This window comes from Methylobacterium sp. WCS2018Hpa-22 (assembly GCF_031843785.1).
In the GTDB taxonomy this organism is placed as follows: domain Bacteria; phylum Pseudomonadota; class Alphaproteobacteria; order Rhizobiales; family Beijerinckiaceae; genus Methylobacterium.
Map to the genome: position 1 here is coordinate 75,220 of NZ_JAVTJA010000007.1, position 15,327 is coordinate 90,546.

A 15,327-nucleotide genomic window follows, 5' to 3' on the forward strand; every position below is an offset into this window, starting at 1 on the left:
TAGATCGCCGTCTCCTGCTTCAACGGCGCCAAGGTTTCTCGCATCATGTCCATCGTTTTTCCGGCTGCCCTGCGCCGTGTCGCAGCGTGCGCCATCGCCTGGGCGGCCCTGACCGGCGCGGTCCTGTCCCATGAGGGCCATTCCCACGGAGACGAGGCCCCTGCCCTGCCCGTCGCAGCGGCAGCACCGCGAGCCGAGGCGAAGTCGGAGCGCTACGAACTCGTCGCCACCGTGCAGGGGCACGATCTCGTCTTCTATCTCGACGCGTTCGAGACCAACGCGCCGGTCACCGACGCCACCCTCGCCCTCTCGACGCCGGACGGCCGCCGGAAGGCCGAGGTCCAGGCCGACGGCACCTACCGGCTTTCGGCGCCCTGGCTCGAGGAGGCGGAGCATCACGACCTCCTCGTCGCGGTGACGGCGGAGGGCGGCACCGACATCCTCTCCCTGGATCTCGACCTGCCCGCCCCCAAAGCCGCGGCTGCGGCGTCCGAGACGGCGACCGCCGCCACCCTGGTCGAGCGCCTGACGCACCAGCCGCCCTCCGTCACCGCCGCCGGGGGCTTCCTCCTCGGCCTCGGGGCCGTCGTCCTGATCCGGCGTCGGCGCACGATTCCCATCGTCGTCGTCCTGGCGGTCACGGCGACGATCGTGCTGGGCAGCGCCGCCCTCGCCCATGAAGGCCACGATGCCGCGCCGGCCGAGGGGGGGATGATGGCGAGCCCGCCCTCCGGCGGCGCCGACCGGGCCAAACGCCTGGGCGACGGGTCGATCTTCGTACCCAAATCCCTGCAGCGGCTCCTCGTCCTGCGCACCGCCCTGACGGCGACGGAGAACGTGGCCCGCACCGTGGCCCTGCCCGGCCGGGTCATCGCCGATCCCAATGCCAGCGGCGTGGTGCAATCCTCCGTGGGCGGCCGCCTGGCCCCTCCGGCAAACGGATTTCCTCGCCTCGGAACCCGTGTGACGCGCGGCGAGGTGCTCGCCACCGTCACCCCGCCCGTCCAGGCGGTGGACGTCTCCGACATGCGCCAGCGCCAGGGCGAACTCGACCAGCAGATCGCGATCCTCGACCGGCGCGTGGTCCGGTTCGAGCGTCTGGCGGGGACCGGCGCCGTGGCGCAGACCCAGCTCGACGATGCCCGCTCCGAGCGCGACGGGCTGAAGGACCGCCGCGCCGCCCTCGATGCGGTCCGTGGCTCGCCCGAGGCACTGGTCGCACCCGTGGACGGAGTCATCGCCGAGGCCAGCGCCACTGCCGGTGCCATGGCGGCTCCTGGCACCGTCGTCTTCCGCATCCTCGATCCGAAGAAACTTTGGATCGAGGCGCTGAGCTTCGAGGCCCTGTCCCCTGAGGGTGCGGCGACGGCCCGGCTCGGGGACGGGCGCAGCATGGCGCTGGCCTATCGCGGCGCCGGCCTGGCCGATCGCAATCAGGCCGTTCCCGTGCAGTTCGCGGTGGAAGACGACACGACTGGTCTTCGTCTCGGCCAGTTCGTCACCGTCCACGCCCCCCTGACGGGGGAGCGCACCGGTCTCGCCGTCCCACGGTCCGGCATCCTCCGCGCCGAGGGCGGGAGCGTCGTCTACGAGCATGTCGGCGCCGAGCGTTTCGTGGCACGCACCGTCCGCACCGATTCCCTCGATGCCGACCGTACGCTCATCGCCGGCGGTTTGGAGCCGGGACGGCGCGTCGTCGTCCAGGGTGCCGAACTCCTCGACCAGATCCGCTGAGGAGGCAGACCCATGTTCGGCCTCATCGTCGCGCAATCCCTGCGCAACCGCCTGCTCGTGCTGGCCCTCGCCTTCGCCCTGGTCCTGACCGGCGCGCTCTCCCTCGCGCGCCTGCCCGTCGACGTACTCCCCGACCTCAACCGGCCCACGGTCACGATCCTGACCGAGGCCGAGGGGCTCGCCCCCACGGAAGTCGAGCAACGGGTGACCTACCCGATCGAGACCCGCATGAATGGCCTGCCCGGTGTCAGCCGGGTGCGCTCGGTCTCCGGCATCGGCCTGTCCATCGTCACGGTGGAGTTCGAGTGGGACACCGACCTGTTCCGCGACAGGCAGTTCGTCAATGAAAGGCTGGCGCTGGCGCGCTCGGAACTGCCGCCGAACGTGGTCCCGCAGATGGGGCCGGTCTCCTCGATCATGGGCGGCATCCTGCTCGTCGCCGTCACCTCGAAGACCGCGACCCCGATGCAGGTGCGCGAGACCGCCGACTTCACCTTGCGCCCGCGCCTGCTCTCGATCCCGGGCGTGGCGCAGGTGATCCCCATCGGCGGCGAGGTGCGCCAGTTCCGGGTCGCCCCCAATCCCGCCGCCATGCGGGCGCTGGGCGTCACCGACGAGGCCCTCACCCGAGCCCTGCAGAATTACGGCGGCAATGCCGGTGGCGGCTATTCCGAGGCCGGCGGCCGCGAGGTCCTGATCCGCGCGCTCGGCCGCACCACCGATCTCGACGACCTTCGCAATCTCGTCGTCACGACGCCGGGCGGTCCGGTCTACCTGCGGCAGGTCGCCGAGATCGCCTTCGGAGCGCGGCCCAAGCGCGGCGACGGCGGCTTCATGGGCAATCCCGCCGTGGTGGTCTCCATCGAGAAGCAGCCGGGGATCGACACCGTGCGCCTGACCCGCGAGGTCGAGGCAGCGCTCAAGGAGATCGGCCCCTCCCTGCCGCACGGAATCGAGGCCGGCAACGTCCTGTTCCGGCAGGCGGATTTCATCGAGACATCGCTTCGCAACGTGATCACGGTGCTGATCGAGGCCGTGGCCGTTGTGGCCGTGGTGCTGTTCGCTTTCCTGTTGAACGTGCGGACCACGCTGATCTCGCTCGCCGCCATTCCCGTCTCGATCCTCGCCACCGCCACGGTGTTCTCTCTGCTGGGCCTGTCCATCAACACGATGACGCTCGGCGGCCTCGCCATCGCCATTGGAGAGCTGGTGGACGATGCCGTCGTCGATGTGGAGAACATCCTGCGGCGCCTGCGCGACAACCGGGCGGAGGGCTCGCCTCGCAGCACCTTCTCGGTGATCGTGGATGCCTCGAACGAGGTGCGCTCCGGTATCGTCTACGCCACGATCATCATCTGTCTCGTCTTCGTGCCGCTCTTCGCCCTGTCGGGGATCGAAGGCCGGCTCTTCGCGCCGCTCGGCCAAGCCTACATCATCGCCATCCTGTCGAGCCTCGTGGTCTCGCTGACCCTGACGCCCGTCCTCTCCTCCTGGCTGCTCCCTGGCCTGAAGAGCCTCGACCATCCCGAGAACCGGCTGATCCGCGGCCTCAAGCGGGCCAATGGGCGACTGGTGGAAACGGCCTTCGCCCATCAGCGCCTTGCCATGGTCTGCGCGGTCCTGGCGGTGATCGCCGCCGGCTACGGCGCGGGCCGGTTGCCCCGCGCCTTCCTGCCAACCTTCAACGAAGGCTCGTTCACGGTCACCACCACCTTCACCCCCGGCATCTCGCTCGCGGAATCCGCTCGCGTCGGCGCCATCGCCGAGCGCCTGCTGATGGAGATCCCCGAGGTCGACAAGGTCGGTCGCCGCACGGGCCGCGCCGAGCTCGACGAGCATGCCGAAGGGGTCCATTCCACCGATCTGGAGATCCGCCTGAAGCCCGGCGGACGCGAGCGCGACGCCATCACCGCCGAGATCCGAGGGCGGCTTTCCGTTCTTCCTGTCACGGTGAATGTCGGCCAGCCGATCTCGCACCGGCTCGACCACATGCTCTCCGGCGTCCGGGCCGAGATCGCCCTCAAGCTGTTCGGCGAGGATCTCGACGCGTTGCGCCGCACCGCCGAATCCCTGCGTGAAACCCTGTCCGCGATTCCGGGCGTCGCCGACCTCCAGGTCGAGCGGCAGGTGCGCGTTCCGCAGATCGAGGTGCGGGTCGATCCGGCGAAGGCCGCCCTCTACAGCGTCTCCCCCGCGACGGTGGTGGATACGGTGGGGCAGCTCGCCAACGGACGCGTTGTCTCCACCCTGGTCGAGGGCCTGCGCCGCTTCGATGTGGTGCTGCGTCTGCCCGAAAGCGGCCGCTCCATGGCCGCCTTGCGCGACCTCCTCATCGAGACGCCGTCGGGCTGGGTGCCCGCCCACGCCCTGGCCGACATCGCCGAGCGGGACGGTCCCAACCAGATCCAGCGCGAGAACGGCCGTCGCCGCATCGTGGTCCAGGCCAACACCGTGCCGGGCTCGGACGGCTCGAAGGTTGCCGCCGCCATCGGACAGGCCCTGGCCCGGACGACCCTGCCGGAGGGAATCAGTGCGCGCCTCGAAGGTGCGTTCGAGGCGCAAGGGGAGGCGACCCGCCGCATCGGCCTCCTCGGCCTCGTCTCCTTCGCGCTGGTCTTCGCGCTGCTGGCGAGCCGCTACCGCTCCGGCGTGCTGGCTCTCATCGTCATGGGCAACGTGCCGCTCGCCCTCATCGGCAGCGTCGTCGCCCTCACCATCGCCGGGCTGCCCCTCTCCGTGGCCTCGATGATCGGCTTCGTAACGCTCACCGGCATCGTCGCCCGCAACGGCATCCTGAAGATCAGCCACGTGCTGAATCTTGGGTTGAACGAAGGGCTGCCCTTCGGCCCGGCTCTGGTGCTTCGGGCGAGCAACGAGCGCCTCGTGCCGGTGCTGATGACGGCGCTCGCCGCCGGCATCGCCCTGGTCCCGCTGCTCCTGGACGGGACCGCGCCCGGCAAGGAGATCCTGCACCCCGTGGCCGTGACGATCTTCGGTGGCCTCATCAGCGCGACGCTCCTCGACGCCGTGCTGACGCCGGTTCTGATGCTGCACTTCGGCGGCCCCGCCTTCGCCCGACTTCGCGAAGCGCCCGGCGATGAAGCCCCCTCCCCGGTGGCGGGGACCATGCCCTCCCCGCCCGCAACCTTTTGACGACAGGGAACTCCCATGACGAAGACAGCCCTCCCCGCGATCCTGGCCGCGATCCTGGCTCTGCCCCTCGCCTCCCCGGTCCTCGCGGCCGAAGAGCACCGCCATGAGGACGGCACCACCCATTCGCACAGCCATGACCACGGGTCGAAGCCCGCCGCGAAGGGCAAGGCCGCCGACACCCCGGCGACCCGCGCCTTCAAAGAGGCGAGCATGCGCATGCACGGCGACATGGAGATCCGCTATTCCGGCGACGTCGACCGCGACTTCGCCGCCGGCATGATCCCGCACCACAAGGGCGCATTGGCCATGGCCAAGGTCGCCCTCCAATACTCGAAGGATCCGGAAGTCCGGTCCCTGGCCGAATCCATCGTCAAGACTCAGGAGACCGAGATCGCGCAGATGGAGGCGATCCTGAAACGGACCGATCCCGCCAGGAAGTGAGGCTTCCGCATCGCCCCTGGACACTATCGCTCAGGGGCGGCACCGCTTGCCCTCTCGACGCCGGACCAGTCGCCTTGTCGACGGTGGGAACCCTAGACGACGAGCATATCCGCGAAGCTCAAATGCACTTTCGTATCGATGACGGCGAAGGTGTGGGCGGTGCCGGCTCCGCTCCCGTCGGCATCGTAAGAGAGGATGCCGGTCGTGGCGTCGTAGAGAACGCGGTCATCCGCATCGGCCGGTCCCGACGAGAGGTCCTTGAAAGCTTTCTCCGCGAGGGGGCCGGCGCGAAGGGCCGCGAAGACCTTGCTCGAGAGCGCGACGACATCCTCGGCGACGGAGAAATCGCGGATGTGATCGGTGTTGCCGGTTCCGGGCCGCGTGCGGAACAGGAAGGTATCCGCCCCCTCCCCGCCGGTGAGAACGTCGTTTCCGGCTCCGCCCGTCAGCATGTTGCCGGCGCCGTTGCCGGTGATCGTATTGGCGACGGCGTTGCCGATGCCATCGATCGCCTTCGAGCCGAGGAGCCTCAGAGTTTCGAGATTCGTGCCGAGGCGGTGGCTGGCCGAACTCAGCACCTGATCCGTACCGCTCCGGGCCGCCTCCTCGATCGTGTCGCGGCCGTCCGTGACATAGGTGTCGTTTCCGAGCCCACCGCTCATGCGGTCGGCCCCCCGTCCGCCGTCGAGTCGGTTGGCGCCGTCGTTGCCGATGAGGATGTCGTCGCCCGCCCCGCCCTTCGCCTTCTCGATGGAGACGCCATTGGCGATGGTCACGCCGCCGGTCAGGGTTTCCGACGTCGAGAGCCAGCCGCCCCCGCCGATCTCGGCTTTCAGGGTCGCCGCGCGCAGGTCGATCTTGGCCGCGCTCGACCCCTCATAGACGATCGTATCGGAGCCGCCCGTATCCCAGATCGTGGTGTAACCGCGATTGGCATCGACATCGTCGCTGAAGCGATAGACGTCGTTGCCGGCGTTGTGGGCGCGGGCTCCGTAGAGATGCTGCAGGGCTGCGATGTCGATGGCCCCGAAGGAGCCCGGCTGGGCGTTGAGCGCGGTGTTCTCGTCGCGCTCGGGCGTGAACGGATTGTCCTCGCCCCAGAACGGGAAGGTGTAGCCCATCACCGTATAGATCTGGGAGTTGAGGTTGCCGGTGCCGAAATCGCCCGGCTCGACGACACCCGGCAACTTGCCGTTCTCCCCGTCATGGGGGTGGCCGAGGCCAAGGCTGTGGCCGATCTCGTGGATCCAGGTTTCGGAATAGGTGCCGAGGCGGACCACGTCGGCGGCCCCTTTCACGCTCGTCGGGTCGATGCCCACCGCGGTTTCCAGCGAGGTGACGCCCGGGGCGGGCGTGCCGGATTCGCCGCCTCCGCCGACATCGAGCCGCTGGATCAATTGGGCCCGCGCCACGCTGCCTTCGACGAAATCGACATTCGCGACGCTGCTGACGGTGTCGTAGATCTCCCTGTAGAACGCCTTCCAGTCGCCCTCGGAGAAATCGTCGATCCCGTTCGCATCGATGTCCTGCGCCTTGAACCCGTAGGTCAGGGTCGCGGCGTTCCAGGCGCCGCCGAGGATGAGGCTGTCCACGACGGCATTCCCCGTCAGGGCAACGGGTTTGAAGAGGTCGGCCATCGATTGATCTGCCCCTGGGGAAAAGCTTCTCGAAGCTTGGCCGTTCGAGCCGGCCGGGGCAGTCCCTAACCACGATGCCGCGTCATAAACAATTGATGGTCCCACTCCTCCGTGGTCAACCATGCCAGGTGGAAGCGGTATGCTTTATCGGCTCCGAGGGGGAACCGACCTCACGGCGCTAAATCCGGGCTCGTCCGCCCGCATAGGTGCTCAGCCAGCCGAGCCCATCCTCGGTTCGGCCACGCGGATTGTACTCGCACCCGACCGAGCCCGAATATCCAAGCCTGTCGAGTTCGGTGAAGACGAAGGCGTCGTTCACCTCCCCCGTACCGGGCTCGTGGCGCGCCGGTACGCTCGCGACCTGGACATGGCTAATCAGCGGCAGGAGGCGAGCCAGCCGCATTGTCACGTCTCCGTGCAGGATCTGACAATGAAAGATGTCGAACTGGAGCTTGAGGTTGCCGAACCCCTCCGCGCGCAACGCCGCGACGAGTTCGGCGGCGGCATCGACATCGTCGAGAAAATAGCCCGGCATGGAGCGACCGTTGATGGGCTCGATCAGGAGGTCGATGCCATGCCGGGCAAGGCGTTCGGCTGCATATCGCACGGACCGGCGATACGCTTCCATGGCGTGGTCATCCTGCCGGTCGGCCATGCCCGCCATCAGGTGCAGGCGGGGGCAGCCCGCGGCGAGCGCGTAGGCGAGCGCTGTCTCGACCCCGGCCTGCATCTCGTCGAACCGTTCCGGCAAGGCGGCGAGCCCTCGGTCGCCGGTTGCCCAATCCCCCGGCGGCATGTTGAACAGGACGAGGTCCAGGCCATTCGCGGCGAGGCGCCCGGCGATGTCGTCCGGCGAATGCTCGTAGGGGAATAGGAATTCCACCGCCGTGAACCCGGCACGGGACGCGGCCTCGAACCGGTCGAGGAAGGCATGCTCGGTGAAGAGCAGCGTCAGGTTCGCGGCAAAGCGCGGCATGGGAGGGCTCCATCGTGGCGGGCCCCAATCCGGGCCGCCCTCAATCGCGGATGAGCTTGCCAGTATAGACGACGGGGCCGGTCGGGAGGCCGGTGGCAGATCCGTTCGGTGGCTCTACCGAGACGGCGAAGACACCCTCGCCGAGCCGTGCGGCATCGGACCCGGCGGGTAGGGCCACGCGTGCCGCGTCCTTGCCGATCAGCCCGAGGGATTTCGGCGTCTTGTCGGCTCCCACATACCACAATTCGAGGCTGCTTCCCGCCGGCGCCTCGGCGCCGACCGGGCGCACTCGCGCGGTTCCCGCCACCGTATCGATGCTGACGATGAGGGCCGGCGCCTCGCCGCCGCTGGAGACCACGGCGACGTAGCGTGTCTCGCCCTCTCCGCCGGGGCGGGGGCCGAATGCGATGAACAGGGCGAGCCCGGCAGCCAGCACCCCTGCGCCCGCCGCTGCGGCCCGCCACAGGCCGAGCTTGCGCGATAGGGCGGCCACGCGGTTGTCGTTCGCCGCCGGAGACGGGGAGGCCCGGTTGGGCAGCGCGCGCAGGATTGCCGGCCATACGCCCTCGCCCGGTTCGATCTCGGGAATGACGGCGGCGAGAGGGGCCAGGCGACGCTCCCACTCCCGCACGGCGGCGCGAGCGGCGGGGTCGACGGCGAGCTCCAGGTCCATGGCGGCGCGCTCGGTGGCGTCGAGCGTACCGATGACGTATTCGGCGGCGCGAAGATCGCGCTCGGTGGGGTCTTCGGTCATGCCGGCCCCTCCAGGCAGCCCCGCAGGGCCGCTAGCCCGCGATGCAGCCACGTCTTGATGGTGTTGACGGGACGCGCGAACCGTTCTGCCAGTTCTTCCCGGGAATGCCCCTCGCAATAGGCGAGGACGATGCAGTCGCGCTGCGTCGCCTCCAGGCGGGACAGGCAGGCGCGCAGGGCATCGCGCCCGAGAATCGCCTCCTCGCTGTCGTGGGGATCGGCGAGCCGTTCCACCCAATCCTCCCCGTCCTCGGTCACCGGCCCCTGGACCTCTCCCTTGCGGCGGACCCCGTCGATCGCCCGGTTACGGGCGATGGCGCAGAGCCAGGGCAAGGGGCGACCCGCCTCCGGAGAGAACGAGCCGGCACTTTGCCATATCCGCAGGAAGACATCCTGGAGCACGTCTTCCGCCATGCCGCGATCTCGCTGGATACGGAGCACGATGCCGAAAAGTTTCGGGGCGGTCAGATCGTAGAGCGCGCGCAAAGCCTGCTCGTTGCCGGATGCGACCGCCGAGATCAGGCGCGCCAGTGCCGCATCGTCACGCAAGGGTCAGGCGTCCTCTCGACAAGACAAGACTCGACAGGACATGGCGCAGCCGTTCCATCTGGCGTGAACGTTAACCCAAGTCTTAATCGAGCGCACGGGCCTAGGCTACTGTGTTGCGGGCGATCGATGTGGATCGGCGCACCTCTGTCACGCGCCCGACCTGCGCAGGGTGTTCGACGGCGAGCCGGCGACCTATCTCCCGGATGGAACCGATGACCCCCACGCTCTGCGGATCCGCCAGAGCTCATGGGTCCGAGGCGCAGGACAGGGATACGGGATTGATGACGTCGCACGGAGACTGGAAGATTCCCTCCGCCGTGCAGCCCAAGGCCGGCGATTACGCGTACGATCTCGACAGGGCCCTCTCGGCCATGGTGTCGCTCTCCACGCGCATCCCGCCCGAGGCGTTCACGGCGGAAACCCTAGGGACGGAGCGCGCCGGGAACGGCGTGGTGATCCGCGAGGACGGCCTCGTCCTGACCATCGGCTACCTCGTCACCGAGGCGGAGAGCGTCTGGATGACCACCCATGACGGGCGCTCGGTCCCGGGCCACGTGGTCGGCTTCGATGCCGTGACCGGGTTCGGCCTCGTCCAGGCATTGGGCGATCTGCGGCTGCCGCCGCTTCCCATCGGGCGCTCGGAGAGCCTGAAGATCGGCGACAAGGCCGTGGTGGCCGGGGCCGGGGGGCGCACGCGCAGCGTCGCCGCCAAGCTGATCGCCCGGCAGGAATTCGCTGGCTACTGGGAGTACGTCCTCGACGAGGCCCTGTTCACCGCGCCGTCTCACCCGCATTGGGGCGGTACGGCCTTGATCGGCCCGGCGGGCGACCTCCTCGGCATCGGCTCCCTGCAGCTGCAGCAGGGCGGGACCGAGGGTCCGAAGGCGATCAACCTCGTCGTTCCCATCGACCTCCTGCCACCGATCCTCGATGACCTGACCACACGCGGGCGGGCGGACCGGCCGACCCGGCCCTGGCTCGGCCTCTATGCCAGCGACAATGACGGCGCGGTGGTGGTGATGGGCTTGGCCGATGACGGGCCGGCCGAGAGCGCGGACCTGCGCGTGGGCGACGTGCTCGCCGCTGTCGCGGGCGAGCCGGTGGAGGATCTCGCCGGGTTCTTCCGCCAGATCTGGGCGCTGGGCGAGGCCGGGGTGCGGGTTCCTCTCACGATCGAGCGGGAGGGACGCCCGATCAAGCTGACCGTGACGTCGAGCGACCGCGAACGCTTTCTCGTCTCGCCACAGCTGCATTGATCGGGGCGGGTCACGGGTCTATCCCGTGACCATGACGGACCGAGCAGACACTTCCCCCATCCATATCGTCGGCGGCGGCCTCGCCGGGTCGGAGGCCGCCTGGCAGATCGCCGAGAGCGGCCATCCTGTCATTCTCCACGAGATGCGGCCCGTGCGCGGCACGGAGGCGCATAAGAGCCGGGATCTCGCCGAGCTCGTCTGCTCGAATTCGTTCCGCTCGGACGATGCCAACGGCAACGCCGTCGGCCTGTTGCACCAGGAAATGCGGACGCTCGGGTCGCTGATCCTGCGCGCGGCCGATGCCAACCAGGTCCCGGCCGGGGGTGCGCTGGCCGTGGACCGCGACGGGTTCGCCGCTGCCGTCACCGCTGCCCTGGAGGCGCATCCCCTCGTCACGATCGAACGCGAGGAGATCGAGGGCCTGCCGCCGGAGGAATGGGGCCGGACCATCATCGCCACCGGCCCCCTCACTTCGCCAGCCCTGGCGCAGGCGATCCGCGCGCTCACCGGCGCCGAGGCCCTCGCCTTTTTCGATGCCATCGCGCCCATCGTCCACCGCGACTCCATCGACATGGACAAGGCGTGGTTCCAGTCGCGTTACGACAAGGTCGGCCCCGGGGGCACGGGGGCGGACTACATCAACTGCCCGATGAACCGCGAACAGTACGACGCCTTCATCCAGGCGTTGATCGAGGGCGACAAGATCGGTTTCAAGGAATGGGAGGCGACCACCCCCTATTTCGATGGCTGCCTGCCGATCGAGGTCATGGCCGAGCGCGGCCCCGAGACGCTGCGTCACGGCCCGATGAAGCCCGTCGGCCTCACCAACCCGCACGACCCCACCGTGAAGGCCTGCGCCATCGTCCAGCTGCGTCAGGACAACGCGTTGGGCACGCTCTACAACATGGTCGGCTTCCAGACGAAGCTGACCTATTCCGAACAGGTCCGGGTGTTCCGCACGATTCCCGGCCTGGAGAACGCGGAATTCGCGCGTCTCGGTGGGCTGCACCGCAACACCTATCTCGACTCGCCTCGTCTCCTCGATGCGACGCTCCGCCTGAAGGCACGCCCGAGCTTGCGCTTCGCTGGCCAGATCACCGGTTGCGAGGGGTATGTCGAGAGCGCCGCCATCGGCCTCATGGCCGGGCGCTTTGCCGTGGCCGAGGTCCGCGGTGACACGATAGAGCCGCTGCCTGCCACGACGGCGCTGGGTGCCCTCATCGGCCATATCACCGGCGGCCACATCGCGGCCGAGGATGCCGGCGCGCCGCGCTCGTTCCAGCCGATGAACGTCAATTTCGGCCTGTTTCCGCCGCTCGCCCATTCTCCGAAGGGAGAGGGCGGCAAGCGCTTGAAGGGGCCGGAAAAGGCGGTGGCGAAGAAGCGCGCCTATACCGACCGGGCGCGGGCCGATCTGGCCGCCTGGATGGGACATGACACCGGGCAGATCGCAGCGGAATAGGCCATGATCCGCGGCTCGGGATGTTTCTTAGGCAAACTTGCAGGGCCTTTGCGGTCAGCGATTCGTTTCGACGACCGACAAATTCATTCTTATCCAAGCTGCCAAATCCAGGCATATTGCGAGAATACACGTAGGGGAACGGGATCGATTTAAGGATCCATCCATAATGACGAAGAACCAAAAATTAGTCTGAGGGGAGCTATCGATACCTAATCGATCCCTCCTTTCGTTCCGGTGTCATGTCTTTCGAATCCTCGCCTCACCTTGCCACGCATCCAGCACTGGTCGCCCAGGCGGAGTTTGGCCGGATTCCCGGCACCGTGTCTCGTTCGGGATCGTTCGGTCGGAGTGCGCTCCTGATCGCCGCCTGTGCGATCGGCCTTGCCGGATGCGTGTCTGCGGAGGAGCAGCGGAAGCTCGATCTCGGTCAGTGCTCCGGTTACGGATTCGCCCCTGATTCCGAAGGATTCGCGACCTGCATGATGAACATCGACCGGGACCGCCAGCACATGCGGGCCGAGCGGAATCTCCAGATTCAGGCCGATCTCGCCGCGCAGAACCGCGAGCGCGAAGCCCGCGCGGATCTCTACAAGGCTCTCAGCCAGCAGCGCGTCGGCGACAAAACCTTGTCGGTCTGCAATGCCGCTTCCGGCGGCGGCTTCGATGCCCGGACGGGGTACTGGTACGGCAAGGATTGTCGGAGCCGCTGAGGCTCGTAGGCCGTCCGACCCGTTCAGACCGGATCCAGCGAGAAGATCCGCCGGCCCGGCCGATGCCCCTCGTCGCCGGTATCGCGAAAGCCGGTCTTGAGCAGCAGCCCGCGAGAGGCTGCGTTCTCCGGCCGGCATTCGGCGACGATGAAGCGGTGGGGGAAGCGCTTGCGCAGAATCGCGACGACGCCGGCGACTGCTTCACTGCCGTAACCCCGACCGCGGGCGGCGCCCCCGACCCAATATCCGATTTCGACCGCGTGTTCTCCGCGCAGATGGACGCCGATCACCGCCACGAGAGCGCCATCGGCCTTGGCCCCGAGAAAGCAATCCTTCACCGGCTTGCCGCTGCCGATGAGGCGGCGGGCGTGGTCGAGAGTGAAGGGGGTTGGGAGGAAATCCACCACTCCGGTGATGGCCGGGTCGTCGGTCAGCGCGCGGACCGCTTCTGCATCCGCCTGGACCAGCGGTGCGATCCGCAGGCGCCCCGTTGCCTGCGCGGGCAGGTTCGACAGGGAGTAGCGCGAGGCGAGCGTGCGAAAGAACATGGATTCGACGTGGGGCCACGACGCGCCAAGAGCAAGATACAACGAGGCCGGAGAACGCCTTCGGCAGGGGATCGCTACCAAAAAAAGAAACCCGCCCCGGCATGGCCGGGACGGGTTCTGTCGAGATCGGTCTCTCGCCGGTCCTACGGATGGATGACCATCGCGGTGAACGGATAGACGTAGGCCTGTAGCATCACGAGGCCGCCGACGAGGCAGGCCAGCACGATCGAGTGCCAGAACACGAAGCGCAGGATCTTGCCCTCCTGGCCGAAATAGCCGGTGGCGGTGGAGGCGACGACGATGGACTGGGCGTCGATCATCTTGCCCATGACGCCGCCCGACGAGTTCGCCGAAGCCATGAGGATGCCCGACAGACCGAGCTGCTCCGAGGTGATCTTCTGCAGGCCGCCGAACAGCACGTTCGAGGCCGTGTCCGATCCCGTCAGCGCCACGCCGAGCCAGCCCAGCAGGGTGCCGAAGAACGGGTAGAGGATGCCGGTTCCGGCGAAAGCCAGGCCCAGGGTCGCGTCCACGCCGGCGTAGCGGGTGAGGACGCCTAGAGCCAGCATCGCCGAGATGGTGATGAGCGAGTAGCGCAGCACCCAGATGGTCTCGATGTAGGCCGTCACCAGACGCCACGGCGAGAACCGCATGAGCAGGCCCGACAGGATGGCGGCGAACAGCACTCCAGTGCCGGTATAGGACATGTAGGTGAAGGCGAAGACGGCGGCTTCCGGATGGGCGGTCGCCACGACCGGCGGCACCTTCATGATGACGTTGTGCAGGCCCGGCACTTCGTAGCGCCAGGTGAAGATCGGGTTGACGATGGCCTTGAACCAGCCCGTGCCCCAGATCGCGACGATCACCGAGAGGATGATCCACGGCACCCAGGCCATCAGGATCTCGGAGGAGGAGGCGGTGCGGGCACCGGCGCCCGTGGGGGCCACTTTGGCGCCACCCTCGGCGGTGACGAAGCCGATCGAGGGATCGTTGCCGCGCAGTGCCGGCGAGGTCCAGATCGTGGCCGGGCGCCAGAACTTCAGGAACAGGACCAGGGCGCCCATGGAGACGAGGGCGGCACCGATATCGACAATCCACGGGTTGACGTAGTTCGAAATGCCGAACTGGGCCAGCGCGAACGAGCCGCCGCAGACCAGGATGGCGGGCCAGATCTGGACCATGCCGCGGAAGCCCGCGAACACCCAGATCAGCCAGAACGGCACCAGCACCGAGAAGAACGGCAGCTGGCGGCCGATCATGGCGCCGAGGATGTAGGGATCATAGCCGGTCACCGAGGCGAGGCCCTGGATCGGGGCGCCGAGGGCGCCATAAGCCACGGGCGCGGTGTTGGCGATGAGCGACAGGCCCGAGGCGGCGAGCGGCGAGAAGCCGAGGCCGATCAGGATCGCGCCGGTGACGGCCACCGGGGTGCCGAAGCCGCCGGCTCCCTCGAAGAACGCGCCGAAGGCGAAGGCGACGAGGAGGAGCTGAAGCCGCCGGTCGGTGGTGATGCCGGCCACCGATTGCTGCAGCGTGGCGAACCAGCCCTTCTCCACCGTGAGACGGTAGAGGAAGATGACGTTGAGGATGATCCAGCCGATCGGGAACAGCCCGAGCGCCACGCCATAGGCGGAAGCGCGCGTGGCCAGATCCGCCGGCATGCCGAAGAGGAAGACGGCGACGCAGAAGGCCAGGACCAGGGACAGAACGGCCGCGATATGGGCCTTCACTTTGCCGCTGGCGATCATGCCGAGCAGGGCGATGACCGGTAGGGATGCGGCAAGCGTCGAGAGCCATGGGCTCCCAAAGGGATCGTAGACCTGGTTCCACGTATTCACGGGCGTCGCGCTCCTCGGTGAGCCCGATCTCTCGTCGGGCCCTTGACATCGTAGCTAGCAGAGCAGTGGAGCGGGCTCAACGCGAAGAATCTTGTATTCAGATCATGTTGCGCGCGTGCTTCGCTTTCTGTCCGCCGAGACCGAAGACGCTCAAGAATGGCAAGGCATCTCCTTCGAAACGCAAGCGGGGCCGTTCCAAAACGCAAGCGGGGCCGTTCCAAAACGCAAGCGGAGCCGTTCAAAAACGTAAGCGAAGCGGCCGTGCGACCT

The 15,327-nt window shown here is 68.0% G+C and carries 12 protein-coding genes; 6 read left to right on the top strand and 6 right to left on the bottom strand.

What is annotated here, in order from left to right; genetic code table 11:
* The first annotated feature begins 45 nt into the window (after positions 1 to 45).
* Genes RQI43_RS11090 through RQI43_RS11100 form a run of 3 tightly spaced genes read left to right on the top strand, consistent with a single transcriptional unit; the run spans position 46 to position 5,328 of the window.
* Positions 46 to 1,734 (top strand): efflux RND transporter periplasmic adaptor subunit, encoded by a 1,689-nt coding sequence (locus tag RQI43_RS11090; protein WP_311275185.1) that lies wholly within the window; start codon positions 46 to 48, stop codon positions 1,732 to 1,734.
* A gap of 12 nt (positions 1,735 to 1,746) precedes the next feature.
* Complete coding sequence (locus RQI43_RS11095) at positions 1,747 to 4,887, top strand: efflux RND transporter permease subunit (protein WP_311275186.1); 3,141 nt, start codon at positions 1,747 to 1,749, stop codon at positions 4,885 to 4,887.
* Between the two features lie 15 nt (positions 4,888 to 4,902).
* Positions 4,903 to 5,328: a DUF305 domain-containing protein gene (locus RQI43_RS11100; RefSeq protein ID WP_311275187.1), complete on the top strand. Its 426-nt coding sequence runs from the start codon at positions 4,903 to 4,905 to the stop codon at positions 5,326 to 5,328.
* Between the two features lie 92 nt (positions 5,329 to 5,420).
* Here RQI43_RS11100 and RQI43_RS11105 read toward each other — a convergent pair whose 3' ends face one another.
* The 4 genes from RQI43_RS11105 to RQI43_RS11120 all read right to left on the bottom strand — a co-directional run bounded on the left by RQI43_RS11105 (position 5,421) and on the right by RQI43_RS11120 (position 9,243).
* On the bottom strand, positions 5,421 to 6,965 hold the full coding sequence (locus tag RQI43_RS11105) for a M10 family metallopeptidase C-terminal domain-containing protein (protein ID WP_311275188.1): 1,545 nt from the start codon (positions 6,963 to 6,965) through the stop codon (positions 5,421 to 5,423).
* Between the two features lie 178 nt (positions 6,966 to 7,143).
* Complete coding sequence (gene otnI / locus RQI43_RS11110) at positions 7,144 to 7,941, bottom strand: 2-oxo-tetronate isomerase (RefSeq protein WP_311275189.1); 798 nt, start codon at positions 7,939 to 7,941, stop codon at positions 7,144 to 7,146.
* Positions 7,942 to 7,981: 40 nt separating this feature from the next.
* On the bottom strand, positions 7,982 to 8,695 hold the full coding sequence (locus RQI43_RS11115) for an anti-sigma factor domain-containing protein (RefSeq protein ID WP_311275190.1): 714 nt from the start codon (positions 8,693 to 8,695) through the stop codon (positions 7,982 to 7,984).
* Positions 8,692 to 9,243 carry a sigma-70 family RNA polymerase sigma factor gene (locus RQI43_RS11120; protein ID WP_207411990.1) on the bottom strand — a complete coding sequence of 184 codons (552 nt, stop codon included), beginning with the start codon at positions 9,241 to 9,243 and terminating at the stop codon, positions 8,692 to 8,694. Before RQI43_RS11120 ends, RQI43_RS11115 begins: the two co-directional genes overlap by 4 nt.
* A 281-nt stretch (positions 9,244 to 9,524) precedes the next feature.
* Here RQI43_RS11120 and RQI43_RS11125 point away from each other — a divergent pair, with 281 nt between their 5' ends.
* The 3 genes from RQI43_RS11125 to RQI43_RS11135 all read left to right on the top strand — a co-directional run bounded on the left by RQI43_RS11125 (position 9,525) and on the right by RQI43_RS11135 (position 12,671).
* Complete coding sequence (locus tag RQI43_RS11125) at positions 9,525 to 10,499, top strand: S1C family serine protease (RefSeq protein WP_056424241.1); 975 nt, start codon at positions 9,525 to 9,527, stop codon at positions 10,497 to 10,499.
* A gap of 31 nt (positions 10,500 to 10,530) precedes the next feature.
* Complete coding sequence (gene trmFO / locus RQI43_RS11130) at positions 10,531 to 11,961, top strand: methylenetetrahydrofolate--tRNA-(uracil(54)-C(5))-methyltransferase (FADH(2)-oxidizing) TrmFO (protein ID WP_311275191.1); 1,431 nt, start codon at positions 10,531 to 10,533, stop codon at positions 11,959 to 11,961.
* A 479-nt stretch (positions 11,962 to 12,440) separates the two neighbouring features.
* On the top strand, positions 12,441 to 12,671 hold the full coding sequence (locus RQI43_RS11135; protein ID WP_244478120.1) for a hypothetical protein: 231 nt from the start codon (positions 12,441 to 12,443) through the stop codon (positions 12,669 to 12,671).
* Positions 12,672 to 12,694: 23 nt separating this feature from the next.
* Here RQI43_RS11135 and RQI43_RS11140 read toward each other — a convergent pair whose 3' ends face one another.
* Entirely contained in the window at positions 12,695 to 13,219 is a 525-nt protein-coding gene (locus RQI43_RS11140) for a GNAT family N-acetyltransferase (RefSeq protein ID WP_311275192.1), read from the bottom strand.
* 143 nt (positions 13,220 to 13,362) lie between these two features.
* Positions 13,363 to 15,057: an L-lactate permease gene (locus RQI43_RS11145; RefSeq protein WP_056424236.1), complete on the bottom strand. Its 1,695-nt coding sequence runs from the start codon at positions 15,055 to 15,057 to the stop codon at positions 13,363 to 13,365.
* Positions 15,058 to 15,327: the final 270 nt, after the last annotated feature.